The 16,376-nt window shown below is 73.9% G+C and carries 10 protein-coding genes and 2 tRNA genes; 6 read left to right on the top strand and 6 right to left on the bottom strand.

Annotated elements, in window-relative coordinates; all coding sequences use genetic code 11:
- Positions 1 to 41: 41 nt before the first annotated feature.
- From AB0B97_RS20970 to AB0B97_RS20950, 5 genes are all read right to left on the bottom strand, one after another.
- On the bottom strand, positions 42 to 2,801 hold the full coding sequence (locus tag AB0B97_RS20970) for an FtsX-like permease family protein (RefSeq protein WP_357495658.1): 2,760 nt from the start codon (positions 2,799 to 2,801) through the stop codon (positions 42 to 44).
- The gene (locus tag AB0B97_RS20965; RefSeq protein WP_357495656.1) at positions 2,798 to 5,983 is read right to left on the bottom strand and encodes an FtsX-like permease family protein; all 3,186 of its coding nucleotides are present in this window, start codon (positions 5,981 to 5,983) and stop codon (positions 2,798 to 2,800) included. The genes AB0B97_RS20970 and AB0B97_RS20965 overlap by 4 nt, the downstream gene beginning before the upstream one ends.
- Positions 5,984 to 5,990: 7 nt before the next feature.
- Positions 5,991 to 6,713, bottom strand: coding sequence for an ABC transporter ATP-binding protein (locus AB0B97_RS20960; RefSeq protein ID WP_357495654.1), 723 nt, complete (start codon positions 6,711 to 6,713; stop codon positions 5,991 to 5,993).
- Complete coding sequence (locus tag AB0B97_RS20955; RefSeq protein WP_357495652.1) at positions 6,710 to 7,642, bottom strand: ABC transporter ATP-binding protein; 933 nt, start codon at positions 7,640 to 7,642, stop codon at positions 6,710 to 6,712. Before AB0B97_RS20955 ends, AB0B97_RS20960 begins: the two co-directional genes overlap by 4 nt.
- 209 nt (positions 7,643 to 7,851) lie before the next feature.
- On the bottom strand, positions 7,852 to 8,832 hold the full coding sequence (locus AB0B97_RS20950; protein ID WP_357495650.1) for a DUF5937 family protein: 981 nt from the start codon (positions 8,830 to 8,832) through the stop codon (positions 7,852 to 7,854).
- A gap of 71 nt (positions 8,833 to 8,903) precedes the next feature.
- Between AB0B97_RS20950 and AB0B97_RS20945 the strand changes: the two genes are divergently transcribed.
- Positions 8,904 to 9,719, top strand: coding sequence for an isocitrate lyase/phosphoenolpyruvate mutase family protein (locus AB0B97_RS20945; RefSeq protein ID WP_357495648.1), 816 nt, complete (start codon positions 8,904 to 8,906; stop codon positions 9,717 to 9,719).
- Positions 9,720 to 9,845: 126 nt separating this feature from the next.
- Here AB0B97_RS20945 and AB0B97_RS20940 read toward each other — a convergent pair whose 3' ends face one another.
- Complete coding sequence (locus tag AB0B97_RS20940; RefSeq protein ID WP_234581604.1) at positions 9,846 to 10,118, bottom strand: DUF6458 family protein; 273 nt, start codon at positions 10,116 to 10,118, stop codon at positions 9,846 to 9,848.
- A 148-nt stretch (positions 10,119 to 10,266) separates the two neighbouring features.
- Between AB0B97_RS20940 and AB0B97_RS20935 the strand changes: the two genes are divergently transcribed.
- From AB0B97_RS20935 to AB0B97_RS20915, 5 genes are all read left to right on the top strand, one after another.
- Positions 10,267 to 10,339, top strand: a tRNA-Gly gene (locus tag AB0B97_RS20935).
- Between the two features lie 48 nt (positions 10,340 to 10,387).
- A tRNA-Val gene (locus AB0B97_RS20930) sits at positions 10,388 to 10,462 on the top strand.
- Between the two features lie 133 nt (positions 10,463 to 10,595).
- Entirely contained in the window at positions 10,596 to 11,246 is a 651-nt protein-coding gene (locus AB0B97_RS20925; protein WP_357495646.1) for a TOPRIM nucleotidyl transferase/hydrolase domain-containing protein, read from the top strand.
- Between the two features lie 147 nt (positions 11,247 to 11,393).
- Positions 11,394 to 12,404 carry an NAD-dependent epimerase/dehydratase family protein gene (locus tag AB0B97_RS20920; RefSeq protein WP_357495644.1) on the top strand — a complete coding sequence of 337 codons (1,011 nt, stop codon included), beginning with the start codon at positions 11,394 to 11,396 and terminating at the stop codon, positions 12,402 to 12,404.
- A gap of 187 nt (positions 12,405 to 12,591) precedes the next feature.
- The gene (locus tag AB0B97_RS20915; protein ID WP_357495642.1) at positions 12,592 to 16,326 is read left to right on the top strand and encodes a LamG domain-containing protein; all 3,735 of its coding nucleotides are present in this window, start codon (positions 12,592 to 12,594) and stop codon (positions 16,324 to 16,326) included.
- The last annotated feature ends 50 nt before the right edge of the window (positions 16,327 to 16,376 follow it).

The raw sequence follows: 16,376 nt of genomic DNA, 5'->3' as shown, positions 1-16,376 counted from the left end.
ACCGGACAACCGGTAGCGGGCCTCAGTCGTACTGGGCCGTCCTACTCGCCCGCGCGGAGCACCTCGCTCAGCCGGTCGCGTCGCCGCAGCGCCGACTCGACAGGTACGACCGTCGCGGCGGCCACGAGCAGCGCCACGCTCACCAGAGCGAGCAGCCACCACGGCAGGACCGCCCCCGGATCGGCGGCCTGGCCGGTGAGCAGCCGCAGGTCGAGCGGGCCGAGCGTCAGGCGTGCGAGCAGGGCCCCGAGCAGCGGGCCGCACACCGCGGCGACCACTACCGGCGGTAGCACCTCTCCGGCGGCGACCCAGCGGGCGTCGCGGTGCCGCAGGCCGAGGGTCCGCAGCCGGGTCAGGGTCTGCCACCGCTCCGCCGCGCCCGCGGCGGCGGCGAGCGTGAGGCCGAGCAGCCCCAGCGCCAGCAGCATCGCGGCGGCCGTCCACGCCAGCCGGAGGAGCCCTGCGGTCAGCGGCGCCACCCGCTGCGCCCGCAGGACGTCCGCGCGCAGTACGACGTCGGCGGCGACGCCGCTGTTCGACACGGCCCGCGCCGCGCCGGGGCCGGTCACCCAGACGGTGTTCGGGACGGCGGGCAGCCCGGCGCTCGCGAGGGCCGCGGCGTCCACGATGACGACGTCACCGGCGCCACCGACGGAGGGCGCGGTGCCGACGGCGGTGAGACGGATCGCCGGGGCATCGTCCCGGGGGAGCTGCAACCGCGTACCGGCCCGCAGCTCACCGTCGCTCGACCGGACCAGCGCCGGGACGTCCCCGGGGCCGGGTGTCCGGAGCCGGGCCAGGTCCGGCGCGTCGGGCAGCGGGGTGGTGGCCAGCAGGCGCTGGAACGCCGCGGTGTCCACGATGACCAGGCGTGGGGTGAACAGCGTCGACTCGCTGAAGACGCGCGCCGAGTCGGTCACCTGCGCGACGACCACCTGCCCGACGCCCGGTGCGGCGGCGATGCGCTCGGCGACCGCAGGCGTGGCGGCCCCGGCCCCGGCCTCGGCGCCGACGTCGAGGCGGGCGTCGGCGCCGACGCTGCTCCACGCGCCGTCGGCCAGGCCCCGGCTGACCGTGGTGCCGAGGATGAACGCGAACGACGCGAGCGCCGTGGCGCTCACCAGAACCAGCAGCGGTAGCGCGCGCCCGGCGGTCGCGGCGGCCCGGGCGGCACCGAACACGGCCAGCGGGCGGCGCGAGCGCAGGGCCTGTCGAAGCGCGAACCGTGCCCCGAGGGGCAGCAGCCGGATCAGGACCAGCGCACCGACCAGCACGCCCAGCGCGGGGGCGCTGATCGGCAGGATGGTGTCGCCGGTCAGCTCGCCGGTGTCGCCGTCGGAGGCGACGGGCAGGAGCCCGCCCTGGTGCAGGGTGACGAACGCGGCGACCGCGGCGATCAGGACGGCCGCCTCCACGGCGGCGCGGCGCAGCTGGCCGGTCGCCCGGATCCAGCGCCGAGCGGCCGCGTTGGCGGGTTGACGCCTGTCGCGGCTGGCGCGCGCGGCGGCGAGGATGCCGAACGCCGGCCCGGCGACGGCACCGGCCAGGACAGCGGGAACGGCCCAGGCCCAGGAGACGCCCGGAGCCGCCGCGCGGGCGAGCGCGAGCCCGACGGCGGCGGCCGCGAGGGACACCACAGTGGACTCGATCGTCAGTTCCGCACCGAGGTCGGGTAGCGCCGCCCCACGCTGCCGGGCGGCGCTCAGCGCCGGGGTGCGGCGGCGGACCAGCAGGTCGGCGGCGAGCAGCAGGACCAGTACCGTGGCGGTCAGCACCCCGATGAGCAGGACGGCCGCCTGCGCGGACACGGCGCTGATCCGTCCGCGGACCTCGCGCAGGGTGACGTCGAGCCGCGACTCCCATTTCAGGGACTCGTCACGGGCGGCCGACGAGCCGGACGCTGCCTTGAGCTTGACCACCTGGCTGGCGAGCGTCGCTGTGGTGTCCCAGGTGAGCGCATCGGGGACGGGTGCGAAGTGGACGGTGCGCCGCAGTTCGTTCTCGCCGACGGCGAGCCGGGCGTCCGGCAGCGACTCGCGTGACAGCAGGCCGGCGATCCGGGTGATCCCCACGCCGTCGGCGCCGGGCACCGGGTGCAGGAGCGCCGGGGCGAGTCGCCAGGCGGGGTCGGCGCTGTCCGCGGGTCGGTAGATTCCGCTGATCCGGACGTCCTTCTTGCGACCGTGGCCGTCCTTGACCGGAATCCGATCGCCGGGGCCGAGGTGGAGTTCTGTGGCGTCCGCCTCGGAGAGGCCGACCTGCACCGGCCAGGGCGGTCCCTGGTAGGGGGTCACGACGTATTCGTCGGTGACCGTGGGCCCGGGCGCGCTGCCGGCGATCCAGGTCACGTCCGGGCCGCCGCCATCGCCTGCCAGGTAGGTGAACTGGAAGGTACGTGGCGCGTTGCCCTCGGTGACGGTGAGGATCGGGCCGCTGGCGACGGCGATGGGCGAAAGCAGCACGGCGTCCAGGTCGGGCCCGAGCGCGGAGGTCGCCCGGTCCCGGAAATTGTCGATGTCATCGGCGAGGTGGGCGGTTCGGACCCGCCCGCCGGTCGGGCCGTCGTCGCGTTCCCAGTCGGCGCCTACGAGGACGTTCGAGTCCTGGCCGGAGCGGCGGACCGCGTCCTGGACGGCCTTGTCGGCGGCGGCGCGGAGCAGCCCCGGCACGGCCCCGGCGAGCAGCGCGACGGCAGCGATGACGGCGGCGGTGAGCAGCAGCGGTCCGGCGTCGGTCCGGCCACGGCCGCGGACGCTGGGCCAGTGCGGCGCCGGCCACCGGCGGGTCAGCCAGCGGTTCACGGCGCCACCCGCAGGTGCGCGGCGTCGGCCCGGCGGACCTGGACGGTGACCACGACGGCGACTGCCAGCAGGCATCCGGCGAGCAGTACGGCGAGCAGCGCGGTCTCGGCAGGCCACGGCCACTGCGGCTGGGCGGCCGGGATGGGCGCGGCGCCGGTGTCGGAGCGCACGAGCAGGGGGGCGACGACGCGGGTGGCGAGCGCGCCGACGGCCGCGCCCGCCGCGAGCAGGGGCAGCAGCACGCCGACGTGCTGGCCGAGCAGCACGGCCCGGATGCCGCGCCGGGACATCCCGAGGCCGCGCAGCCGCGCCACCTCGACGGCGCGGGCCTGCAGATCGCAGGTGACGTGCAGGACGACGCCGGCGAGCAGCAGCAGGGCCGCGGCCGGGACGATGAGCCGCAGCGCGGCGGGCAGCCCGGCGCGCAGCGGGCCGCCGGTGAGTCGGGCGGTCTCCGCCTCGCGGTTCGTGACGGTGCCCAGGTGCAGGGCTGTGGCCCGTTCGGCGGCGTCGGGACCGGCGGGGTGGCCCACCCACCAGGCGTCGACCGGGAACGTCAGGTCGCCGGTGACGGCGCGTGCGCGGGACAGCGTGTCCAGGTCGGCAAGGACGGCGACGGCACCGGGGGCGGAGGGCACGGTCGGCACGACCTCGGCCACGACGATGGGGACGGGCGTGGTGCCGACGGTGACGCTGAGGGTGCTGCCGCTGGCGACACCCACCTCGCTGGCGAAGCGGGCGGACACGGCGACGGGCACCGGCCCGGGGTCCGCGAAGGCGGTGGCGACGAGGGTCCGGGCGGCGTCGTCGGCGCTGTCGAGGTCTACTGTCGCGGCCATCCGCAGCGCGGTTCCGGTAGGCGCGGGAGACAGTTGGACGGTCAGGTCGCGCATCCTGCTCGGAACCGGCGGCGCGGAGGTGGCGGTCCAGTCCGACCCGTCGGTGGGCCGCTCCGGCGAGCCCGCGGGCGGCACGGTGAGCGCGACCGCTATGGCGACGGGTCCGGTGATGGCCACGGGTTCGTCGCCCACGTCGGTGGTGACCGGCAGGGCGACCGCGACGAGACGCAGCCCGTCAGCTGTCGCGCAGGCGGGGAGCCGAAACTCCCGGCCGTCGAGCGGTATGGCAGGACCGGTGCAGGACGTGCGCAGTCCGGTGGCGTCCTGCAGCAGCAGCCGCGGCGTCACGGCGAGCGAGGCGCCGCCGGCCGCCGTCCCGCTCAGGACGAGCGGGGCGCCGGCCGCGACGGCGAGGCCGGTGACCCGGGTACGTGGTGCCAGGGTGGCACCGACGTCCGCCCATCCGCGGTCGCTGTCCACCGGCCCGCGCAGCAGCGCGTCGGCGCGGGTGGTGTCGACGGCTACCAGGCGTGGCGCGTCGCCGGCGGTGCCGAGCCACTGGCCGACGGCGGTGCCACGGTTGAGGACCGGACTCACCGCCCCGGCGGTGGCCGCGCTGACGACCGCGCCGTCTCCGGGCACCGGCGTCGTACCGAGGGTGAGTGCCAGGTCGGTGCCGACGGAGAGCGCGGCCTGGTCGCGCTGCGACTGGTGCCAGGTGGCGTCGAAGGCGAGGCCGAACGTTCCGGCCGCGCAGGCCAGCCCGACGAGCAGCCCGGCGGCGACCGCCTGGGGCCGGCGGGCGCTCTCGGACACCGCCAGCGGGAGGGCCAACCCGCGGGCGCGGTACGCCAGCCGGTCGGCGCCGCGCAGGGCGGGCAGTACCACCCGCAGCGCCAGGGCGGCGCCGGCGGTGAGCAGCAGCGCCGGCGCGAGCATCCGGACCGCGTCGGCGCGTGGACTGGCGACGGTGGGCTGCGCGTGCAGCTGCCACCATCCGGCGACGGCGAACACCGCGAGCATCAGGTCGGCGCCGGATCGGGCCAGCAGTTCGCGGCGGGTACGCCGGTCGCCGGGTGCCGGCACGGGCCGGATCGCCAGGACGGTGAGCACGGCGGTGAGCACCAGCGCGCCGCCGGCCACCGCGAGGACCTGCGCGCCGGTGATGGCCGGCCGGACGGTCAGCCCGGCATCGTCCAGCGGCGAGAGGTGGGTCAGGCCGGCGTGCAGGGCCGACGAGGCAGGTATGGCGAGCGCCGTGGCGACGGCGGCGACGAGCCCTGCCTCCAGTGTCGCGGTGGCCGCGAGTTGGCCACGGCTGGCGCCCAGGGCTGACCGCAGGGCTGTCTCGTCCGCGCGGATGCCCGCGGTGAGCCGGCCGGCGAGGACGAGTGCCGTCGCGGCCAGGACCCCGCCGAGGACGGCGATGGCGAGCACGACGGCGGCTGTCGCGCGCCGTTGGTCGTCGGCGTTCCCCAGGGTCAGCGCCAGGTCGGAGGAGACACGGGCGAGCGTGACCCGGTCGCCGAGGGTGCCGGCCAGCCGGCGGTCGGCGCTGCGGACGGCCCCGGCCATGGTTTCGAGGTCGCGACGGTGGGGGTGGGACAGGTCCGGATGGGCGGTGATTTCCATCCGGTCGACGGTGGCCCCGGTGGTGAGCAGGTCGGCGAGGTCGACGAGGAACGGCCCGTAGGCGTTGACGGGTTGCAGGAAGCGGCCGTCCCGGTAGCCGGTGGCGGAGCCGGCCGCGGCGAGCGGGTCGCGGTCCCAGCCGCGACCGGGCAGCGGGCGTACGACACCGACGACTGTCACGTCGATGGCCGGGACGGGCGGGTGGGCCAGCTCGGCGCCGAGGCGCACCCGGCTGCCGGGGGTGAGGTGCAGGAGCCCGGCTGTGGATTCCAGCAGCACCGCGTCGCCGGGGTGCTGTGGCCAGTGCCCGGTGATCAGCTCGGCTCGGGCCGGCAGGTCGTCCAGCCCCGACAGGTACGCCTGGGGCGGGACCGTGGTGCCCGGGGCGAGCGCGGGCGGCAGCGCCCGCAGCACCGTCGACGCCCGCGCGGTGGTCGTCACCGGGAACGGTGCGAGCGCGGAGGTCACCACGGTACGGGTGTCGGCGGCGACGGACCGCGTGTCCCGACCCTCCACGGCTCCGGTGTAGACGGTCACGTCGACGGCGGAGGGGGCGGCGCGGGCCACGGCGACCTCCAGCGCCCGCTCGGCGGTGCGGGTGACCAGCAGGGTGCAGGTGCCCAGCAGTGTCGCGCCGATCGTGACGACCCCGAGGAGGGCCGCCAGCAACTGCCACTGCGCGCGGGCACGCCGGCTGACCAGCCTCAGCATCGTCGCGTTACCTGGCGTCCGGCACGGGCGCGTACGGCTGCCCGGTCGCCTGTTCGTCGAGGTGTCCGTCGTGGATGCGGATCACCCGGTCGGCCAACGCCATCATCACCGCGTCGTGCGTCGACACCAGCACTGTGACGCCTTCGGATTCCGCTATCCCGCGCAGCAGGGCCATCACCGACAGACCTGTCTCGGCATCCAGTTGCCCGGTGGGCTCGTCGGCGAGCAGCAGCCGGGGCGAGGCGGCCAACGCGCGGGCGATCGCCACCCGCTGCTGCTGGCCGCCGGACAGCTCGGTCGGCCGCTGCCGGGCGTGATCGGCCAGGCCGACCAGATCCAGCAGCAACTCCACCCGCCGCTCGCGCTCGGCCGGGGCGGCGCGGGCCAGCCGCAGGGGGGCGGCGACGTTCTCCGCGGCCGACAGCACCGGGATCAGTCCGAAGCTCTGAAAGACGTACGACACCTTCTCGCGCCGCAGCCGGGACAGGCCGTCCTCGTCGAGCGCGCTGATGTCGGCGCCGTCGACGTGCACGGAGCCGGCGTCCGGGCGGTCCAGGCCGCCGATGACGTTGAGCAGTGTGGTCTTGCCCGAGCCGGACCTGCCGACGAGCGCCACCATGGAACCGGCGGCCACGTCGAACGACACCCCGCGCAGGGCGTGGACGACCGTCGGGCCGGTGCGGAAGCGTCGGTGTACGTCGCGCACGCGCAGCAGCGGCTCGCCGCTCATTCGGCGCTTCCCGCGTCGGGACGGATCGTGATGTGGTCGGGTTCCAGGGCCAGCCGGACCCGTCGGGTCAGCGCCAGCGCCTGGCGGAACTCGCGGGGCACCTGGACCCGCCCGGCCCGGTCCATCACGGCGTACTCCTCGGCGATCACGTGGGTGTCGCCCTCCGCGTCGGTGGTGGTGCGACGCAGCACCTCGCTGCTGGTGCGCCCGTCCCGGATCGCGATGGTCCGTTCGACCTGGCCGCTGACCTCCGGGTCGTGGGTCACCACGACAACTGTGACGCCGTAGCGCCTGTTGACGTCCCGCAGCACGCCGAAGACCTCCGCTGACGTGGCGGCGTCCAACTCGCCGGTCGGTTCGTCGGCGAGCAGGACCCGCGGCTGGTTGGCCAGCGCCACAGCTATCGCCACCCGCATCTGCTGCCCTCCGGAGAGTTGCCCGGGGCGCCGGTCCGCGCAGTCGGCGACTCCGAGGCTGTCCAGCAGTTCGGCCGCGCGCTCCCGGCGCTCCTTCTTCGCGGTCCGGGCCGCCGTCATCGGCAGGTCCACCATCTCCCGTGCCGTCAGGTAGGGGATCAGGTTGCTCGCCGTCTGCTGCCGTACGAACCCGACGGTGTGCCGGCGGTAGTCCACCCGGTCCGCGCGGGACATCGCCAGCAGGTTCCACTTCTCGACCCGGACGCGCCCGGCGGTGGGGGCGTCGATGCCGGCCAGGATGGAGAGCAGCGTCGACTTGCCCGACCCGGAGGCGCCGACGACGGCGACCAGCTCACCACTCTGCACGGCCAAGTCCAGGCCCTGTAGCGCCTGCACCTCGATCGAACCGGTCTGGTAGATCCGCACCAGGTTCTCGCAGACGATGAGCGCGTCCCGGCCGAACTCGGGCGTCCGCGCGGATGGTTGCGGCAGGGACAGCGGTGTGCTGGACATTGCGAGCAGTTTCGCAATCCGCGGCTCCGTTGACCATGCCCCGGGGCGGCTTTTCTGCGTTCCGGGTGAGCATCTGCTCCGGGAACGTGTCAGCGAGCGGGCGGCCCGGTCAGAAGATCAGCAGCCGGACCTCGGCCACCGGCCGGAAACCGAGGCGGCGGTAGACCGCCTCGGCAATGGGTGACGAGGTGAGCGGGCGCCGATGTCGGCTATGCCGTTGCGGAGAGCAGTGCCTCGGCGAGGTCGGTGCGGGCGCTGAGCAGGCTCCGGCCCCGCCGGTGGGTCACCACCAGACCGGCCGCGCGCAACGCGGTGAGGTGCTGGGAGACGCCGCCGGGTGACATCCCGCTGCGACGGGCCAGCTCGGTGGTGCTCGCCGGCCCGATCAGTTCGGTGAGCAGCCGGGCCCGCCCGCGGCCGAGCACCGCGGCCAGCGCGTCCGGGACGCCGGTGGGCCGCTCCCAGAGGGTGCCCAGCCCACTGGCGGGGTAGGCGAGCTGCGGCGCGTCCCCGGCGGACACGCTCAGCACCGACGGCCAGACGAAGACCGACGGGACCAGCACCAGGCCCGGGCCGTCCGCGACGTCCGGGGCCAGGCAGTGCCGCTGCGCGACGACAAGCGTGTCGCCCTCCCACCGGACCTGCCGGTGCAGATCGTTGAGGAGCACCGCAGCGCCGTCCTCGGCGAGCAGCCGGGCGCGTGCGGTGACATCGGCGTCGAGCAGCAGCCGCAGTCGCGGCCAGTGCGGGGCCAGGGCGATCCGCCAGTACGCCTCGATCTCCTCGCTGAGGCGGCGCAGCCCGGCCGGCGGGTCGACGTACAGGGCGGCCAGCGCCGGCGTCCGGTCGCCCGGATACAGGTCCAGGTGGGCACGGACGACGCTGGCCGGGGTGGCCCGCAGGGCGGTCAGTTCGGCGGCCAGATCGGGGTTGAGGTTGGCCGGCGGAGGGGTGAGGAAGTCGGCCAGGTAGCCGGGCGGGGTCGGCACGAGCTGCCAGAGCAGCCCACCGTCCGCCTCGATCAGACCCGCCTCGACCAGCTGTCGACGTACCCGGCGTACCCAGGGCAGGTGGACCGCGTGGTCTCCGGGGTCGCGCAGCACGCGGACGCTCGCGACGACCTCCCACAGGCAGGAGACGGCGAACCGGATGCGAGCGACGGCGCCCGCCGACATGCTGATGGCGACCACGGCACCCCCCGGTGGTTTCAGCTGGCGCTAAAACATTACCGGCGGTCGCGGGGCCGGCCGAGACTTGCCGCGTGAGCGAACACCACACCCGAGCCGAACTGTTCCGATCCCTGCACACCCCCGGGTCACCGCTGGTCCTGGTCAACGCCTGGGATGCCGCGAGCGCCCGCGTCGTTGCCGCCGCCGGCGCCCGCGCGGTGGCCACCACCAGCGCCGGCGTCGCCTGGAGTCTCGGGGCGTCCGACGGAGACATCCTCGGCCGCGACGCGGCCGTCGACCTGGTCCGCCGGATCACCGCCTCGGTGTCGCTGCCGGTCACCGCGGACATCGAGTCCGGGTACGGGACGACACCGGCGGAGGTCGGCGTGACCACCCGGGCCGTGCTCGACGCCGGTGTCGTCGGCGTGAACATCGAGGACGCCCGACGCGAGGGCGGCCCACCACTGCGCGACGTGCCCGACCAGTGCGCCCGGATCGGCGCGGTGCGCGGCGCGGCCGACGCCGCGGGTCTGCCGCTGTTCGTCAACGCCCGGATCGACACGTTCCTCAGTGGCGCCGACGACGTCGCCGAGACCCTGGACCGGGCCACCGCCTATCTCGCCGCCGGCGCGGACGGCATCTTCGTGCCCGGGGTGGTCGACCCGGCGACCATCGGCGCGCTGGTGCGGGCGGTGCCGGCGCCGCTGAACGTGCTCGCCGGGCCGGGTGCGCCGCCGGTGGGGGACCTGGCCCGGCTCGGTGTGGCCCGGGTGAGCCTCGGCTCGTCGATCGCGCAGGCCGCGTACACGGTTGCCCGCCGGGCGGCGGACGAGGCCCTCGGCGCGGGCACGTACGACGCGCTGGCGGACGCCCTCGACTACGGCACGCTCAACGCCCTCATGCGGTGAGCGGGGCGGGCAGCGTCAGGTGTCTCCCGTGGCGCGGGGGGCACGGACAACGCCGGGCCGGCCGCCTCTGTCGAGGTGGCCGGCCCGGATGTTCCGCTAATTCCGTCAGTGGTCGCCGGTGTCGTGTCACAGCGGCGGGGCGATGTCCCGCCGCTCCTCGACCCGGCGGTACTCGACCGGCTCCTCGACCCGGCGGTACTCCACCGGCTGCTCGGTGGCGACGGGAACCGCCTGGCGACGGCGACCCCAGATCAGCGTGGTCATGATCAGGCCGAGCACGCCGGCGCCCATCAGGATCCAGCCGACCACGTCGAGGTCGATGCCGCCGACGCTCGCGTCGAGCGCGAAGGTGAGGATCGCGCCGAGCGCGATCAGGAAGATGCTGGTGCCGATTCCCACGACAGCCTCCTTAGGGGGTGTGGTGCGCTGTCGAGGTCCCTCAGTACCCCGGCGGCGACCAGCGCAATCGCCGTCGCCCAGGGTCGCGCGTCCGCCGATCTTGGCATCGGGTAGAGTTTGCCGCGTCGCCGGCGTTCGTCGGGGACGTGCGGACGTAGCGCAGCTGGTAGCGCATCACCTTGCCAAGGTGAGGGTCGCGGGTTCGAATCCCGTCGTCCGCTCGCGATTCGCCTCGACGGGCTTGCGCTCCCGGATCGGGCGGAAACCACGGGCGATTGGCGCAGTGGGAGCGCGCTTCCTTGACACGGAAGAGGTCACTGGTTCAAACCCAGTATCGCCCACCAGTAAACAACGGCTCGTCATCGCATCCTCGATGACGAGCCGTTCTTGCCGTGGTGACACCACCGGGACCCCGATGCCCGGCAGACCGCGACAATCCGGTTGTGACGCGGGTCGGTCGTTGCGAGACTCGGTCCCGTGCCTGACCCGGACCGTTTCCGCGCCGCCGTACGAGTCTGGGCGGCCGGCGGTCCGGACGCCGCGACCGCCGCCGACACGGCCCGGGAGTCGGCGGCCGGCCTGCGTACCGTCGTGCTCGTCGAGGGGGTCAGCGACCAGCGCGCGGTGGAGGCGCTGGCCGAACGACGGCACCGCGATCTGGCCGCCGAGGGGGTGTGCGTGGTGCCGCTCGGAGGCGCGATGAGCGTCGGTCGGTACCTGCGGCTCTTCGGCGCGCAGGGCCTCGCCGTGACCGTGCGGGGGCTGTGTGACGAGGCCGAGGAGCGCTTCTTCCGGCGTGGCCTGGAGCAGGCGGGTCTCGGTGCTGGCCTGAGCCGGTCGGCGATGGAGACGCTCGGCTTCGGTGTGTGCGTGACAGACCTGGAGGACGAGCTGATCCGCGCGCTCGGCAGCGACGGCGTCGAGCGGGTCATCGCCGAGCAGGGCGACCTGGCCCGGTTGCGGGTGTTCCAGAACCAGCCCGCCCAGCGTGGGCGCTCGATCGAGCGGCAGCTGAGGCGCTTCCTGGGGACGATGAGTGGCCGCAAGGCCCGCTACGCGGGGGCGCTCGTGCGCGCTCTCGACCCGGGCGCCGTGCCCCGCCCGCTGGACCTGCTGCTCGCCAATTGACCGGCCCGAGCCCGGTAGCCGGCCCGAGCTCGGGTGCCGGCCCGATCCGGCAGCGCCTGGACGTTGGGGCGGGGTTCTGCCGAGGGCAGATCCGCTCGCGGTGAACAGGAACGCCACGCGACGCAGCCACCCGGCAGGGTGGAGCACATGAGATTGCTGGTGTTGGGCGGTACGGGTTTCGTGGGCGGGGCGACTGTCGCCGAGGCTGTGCGCCGGGGCTGGTCGGTGACGGTGTTCAACCGGGGGATGCACGGGGCGGTCCCGCCGGGCGTACACCGATTGCGGGGTGACCGGAGCGCGCCGGACGGGCTGGCGGCGCTCGCGGACGGCGAGTGGGATCTGGTGGTCGACACCTGGGACGGCGCTCCGCGCGCCGCGCGCGACGCTGCCCGTGCCCTGGTCGACTCCGTCGGGCACTACACCTACGTGTCCAGCGGCTCGGTGTACGCCGACCCGGTGGTGCCCGGCTCGGACGAGACCGCGCCGGTGGCCGACGCCGACCCGGACGCTGTCGACGGCGACTACCAGCACCTCAAGGCGGGGGCGGAGCGGGCGGTGCGGGGGGTCTTCGGTGACCGCGCGCTGATCGCCCGGGCCGGGTTGATCCTCGGGCCGGGGGAGGACATCGGCCGGCTGCCCTGGTGGCTGAGCCGCATGGCGCGGGGCGGCGACGTGCTCGCCCCCGGCCCGGCCGAGCTGCCGATCCAGTGCATCGATGTGCGCGACCTGGCCGGCTGGATGCTGGACCAGGGCGCCCGACGGCGGGGCGGGACGTTCAACGCGGTCAGCCTTCCCGGGCACTCCACAATGGGTGAGCTGCTCGACGAGTGCGTGGCCGTCACCGGTTCCGGCGCCCGGCTGCGCTGGACCGACCCCGAGTCCATCCTCGCCGCCGGGGTGGAGCCGTGGAACGAGCTGCCGATCTGGTTGCCGCTCGGGCATCCGTACCGCTGGCTGCTGGAGCGGGATACCAGCCGGGCCCACGCGGCGGGGTTGACCTGCCGGCCGGTGGCCGAGACGGTGGCGGACACGTGGCGGTGGCTGCGGGAGGTGGGCACGGTCCCGCCGCGCGCCGGCAGGCCCGGCCGCGGTTCGGTCGGCCTGGACCCGGCCCGGGAGGCCGCGCTGCTCGCCGCCACCGAGCCGGCGGCGAGCTGACCGGCGGTCGCCGGCTCATTTATGTGAAGCGATCGACGGCCATTGTCCGGTGACGGCGGGTGCGGCCGCAGTGATCATTGCGGGCTAGTACCCCATTTGTTATCACGGGCGGTAGCGGACATAGACAAACCTCTTAGCCAGTCCTACAGTTCGGCCGACTAGTTCTCATCAGCACGGGGGAAACGTGATGACCACTGGCCGCTGGCTGCTGCCTGCCCACCTCAAGAGACGCTCCCTACTCGTCGTCGCAAGCGCGGTCGCGCTTGTCGGCACATCCGTCGCGGTGCCCGCGCAGGCCGCACCGGCCGCGGCGCCGAAGCCGTCGACAGGCATCTCCGAGGCGGCCGACTCCGCCTCGGCCTCCGCCGCCGCCCGCCGCTCCGGTGAGCGGGTGGAGGTCGCGTCGGCGCGCACCGAACTGACGCAGGTGTTCGCCAACCCGTCCGGGGGCTTCACGGCAGAACTGGCGGTCGTGCCGCAGCAGGTCAAGCGCCCCGACGGCTCGTGGGCGGTCGTCGACCTCGCGCTCCGTCGGGGTGCGGACGGCTGGCGGCCGACGGCGTCGGTAGCGGACGTGCGGTTCTCCGACGGTGGTGATGCCGCCGCGGTGGTCCTGTCCCGCAACGGCCGGTCGTTCTCCCTGTCCTGGCCGGGTGGTCTACCCCGTCCCTCGGTGTCCGGTGACTCGGCCACCTACGCGGACGTGCTGCCCGGCACGGACCTGGTGCTGCGGGCCACCCGGACCGGGTTCACCCACGTCCTCGTGGTCAAGACTCCGGAGGCGGCGGCGAACCCGCGTCTGCGGGAACTCCGCTTCGACCTGGGCGGCGACGCCCGGGTGGTGCGGGGTCGGGACGGTCGTCTGTCGGCCCTCGCCGGCGATGAGGTTCTCGCCGCCGCCGACAGCGCCGTCATGTGGGACTCCCGCGCCGGTGTCGCGCCGTCGGGCCAGCGATCGGCGACGGCCTCGGCCGGGGACGCCACGTCCGCGGGTGGGTCGTCGTCCGACCTCTCGTCGTCGGCGGCGCCGGGTGACGGAGCGCGCGTCGCGGCCGTCAACGTCGGCGTCGACGGCGGTGACCTGGTCCTGCGCCCGGACGCCGCGCTGCTGGCGCCGGCCGGCGCCACCTTCCCGGTCTACATCGACCCGGCCTGGTCCACCGGCAAGTCGCGGTGGGCGTACTCGACGAACAACAACAGCAACAACACGGACACCTCGGTGGCCCGGGTCGGTCGTGACCCGGAGTCCGGCAAGCTGTACCGGTCCTACTTCGACTTCCCGTTGACCAGCGTGCGGGGCAAGCACATCGAGTCCGCGTACGTGCAGATGAAGCTGGACCACTCCTGGTCGTGCGGCAACACGCCGACCTACATGTACCACTCGGGCGGCATCGCCTCGACCCCGCGTACCAACTGGGCGCCGAAGCTGATCGGCCTGAAGTCCTCGGTCAGCTCACACGCCAACGAGGGCTCGGGATGCTCCGACTCGCCGCAGCCGGACATGACCGTCAACTTCCAGGGGTCCGCGGTGACCAGCGTGATCCAGTCCTCCGCGACGAGCAACGCCACCAACATCACCTTCGGCTTCTGCGCGTGCAGCGCCACTGACGGGTCGGGCGAGTCCACCACCGACCGGTGGAAGAAGTTCTTCCCCGGCAACGCCAAGCTGGTGGTCGACTTCGACGCCATCCCGGGCAAGCCGACCAATCTGCAGGCCGCCGGTGTCGCCTGCCCGGTCAACACGACGCTCGTCATCGGCACCCTGAAGCCGACGTTCTCCGCGATCTTCCCGGACGCCGACAGCACCCAGGCGCTGTCGACCGGGTACGAGTGGGTCCAGGTGCCCAGCAACGGCGTGATCGATGCGTCGACCCCGCGCCGGTCGGCTCCCGCCGGGGCATCCGTCCCCGCCGGAGGCCGATCGACGACTGCCGCCGTGACCGCCAGCGAAGGTGTGACGTACGCGTTCCGCGCCAAGGCCACCGACCCTGCCCCGTACAGCCGGACCAGCGTCTGGTCGGACTGGTGCAAGTTCATGGCGGACACCAAGGTCCCGCCGGTGACCGCGACGCTGACCTCCGGGACAGCGATGCCGGGCAGCACGGCGACCTTCGTGATCAGGTCCACCGACACCACTGTGACGAAATTCCGGTACGGCTGGGTCGACCCGCCCGTCACCGAGATCGCGGCGAGCAGCGGCACGTGGACGGATCCGCCGAACCCCACTGTCAACGTGAAGCAGGCGACGGTGTCGCTCGTGGTGCCCAAGTACGGATTGAACACTCTCTTCGTGTCGGCGACCGACGGCGCCGGCAATGTCGGCCACGGTTCGCGGGAGTTCACCGCGCTTCGGCCGGCGCCCGCGGCGGCCCGCTGGGGTCTGGAGACCTACCCCGGTGTCACGGCGTCGGAGGCGCTCGATGACCGGCAGCAGTCGCCGCCCTCCGGCAGGACCCCGCTGTCCTCGGGCAGCGTCTCCTGGACCGGTGACCTGCGGCTGATCCGTGGCGAGACCGCCTCGTTCAACGGCACCTCGTCCAACCTGGCCACCTCCGGACCGGTGGTGGACACCACGAAGTCGTTCAGCGTCGCGGGTTGGGTGCGCCTCGGGGCGCTTCCCACCACGGCGGACATGGCGGTCGCCGCCCAGGCCGGCACCAGCACCGTCGGGCTCCAGCTGGGCACCCGGCTGGCGGGCTCCCCGGCGACGCCGCGCTGGTCGTTCATGATGAAGGACAGCGACCTGCAGACCAGTTCCACCCGCGCAGCGGTCAGCTCCGCCCTGACAACTGCTGACGTCGGACGCTGGACGCACCTCGCCGGTGTCTACGACAAGACCGCCGGGAAGATCCGGCTCTACGTCAACGGCACACTCACCGCCGAGACGGATCGGACCGCGACCGCGTGGAGCGCCGGCGGCCCGTTCAGCCTCGGGCGGGGCTGGGCCTCGGGTGCCCCGGTGAACTGGCTGAAGGGCAACCTGGCCGACGTGCAGGTGTACGACCGTGTCCTGGTCGACCACGACTTCACCGGTCAGCTCGCCGAAGATCCGGATTCCGGGGGCTTCGACGAGCCGGGAATGCTGTCGGCGATCAGAGTGGGTGAATGGGGCTTCGGCAACGGCATGGCGTGTTACGTGGAGTCGACGGACCCCACCCTGTGCAGCGCGCCGGAGGACGGCCAGTTCGGCCGCAGGCTGGCCCTGACTGCCGGCGCCGACTTCGGCTCCCTCTCCGATGACAAGTTCCTCTCGCTGGACCGGCAGGGCATCGACGACCCAGCCCAGGAGACCGTGGAGTACGGGCGCTCGCAGGACAATCTCGCCGAGCCGCAGAACCCAATCTGGCAGGACGGCCGGGTGCTGCGTACGGACCAGTCCTTCTCGGTGTCCGTCTGGGTGCGACCCGACGCGCAGGCACTGGGCACCATGACCGCCGTCAGTCAGGCCGGCACCAAGCAGTCGGCGTTCTACCTCGGCCAGCGCGCCATCGCGGTCGGCACCACCACCGAGTACCGGTGGTGTGTCAGCGTCTTCGGCGTCGACTCCGATGTCACCACGGGTCAGACCGCGGCGGTTCCGATGGCGTCAAGGGCCCTGACGGAGGACGACTGGGCTCGGTGGACGCATCTGGTCGCTGTCTATGACGCGTCCCGACGCGAGATCCGGCTGTATGTCAACGGGAAGCAGGAGGGCATCAAGAGTTTCAGCACCGGCACCTTCACCGGTGCTTTCGACGCGACCGGTCCGCTCGTTGTCGGTGCCGCCCGTTTCACTCCGTCGGGAAGTACGCCGCGGTGGTCCGACCTCTGGCGGGGCGACATCGACAAGCTCGGCCTCTACCAGGGCGCGCTTACCGACGTGGCGGTCAAGACGCTCTTCGACGCGGAGTCGCCGGCGTCGGTGGAAGCACCCGAGGACTGACCGCACTCCGGCCCCTGACCCAACCCCGCACGTCGACCTCGTCCGTGGAG

Source organism: Micromonospora sp. NPDC049004 (assembly GCF_040649315.1).
GTDB lineage: Bacteria > Actinomycetota > Actinomycetes > Mycobacteriales > Micromonosporaceae > Micromonospora.
This window is presented reverse-complemented; position numbering and strand designations above follow the sequence as displayed.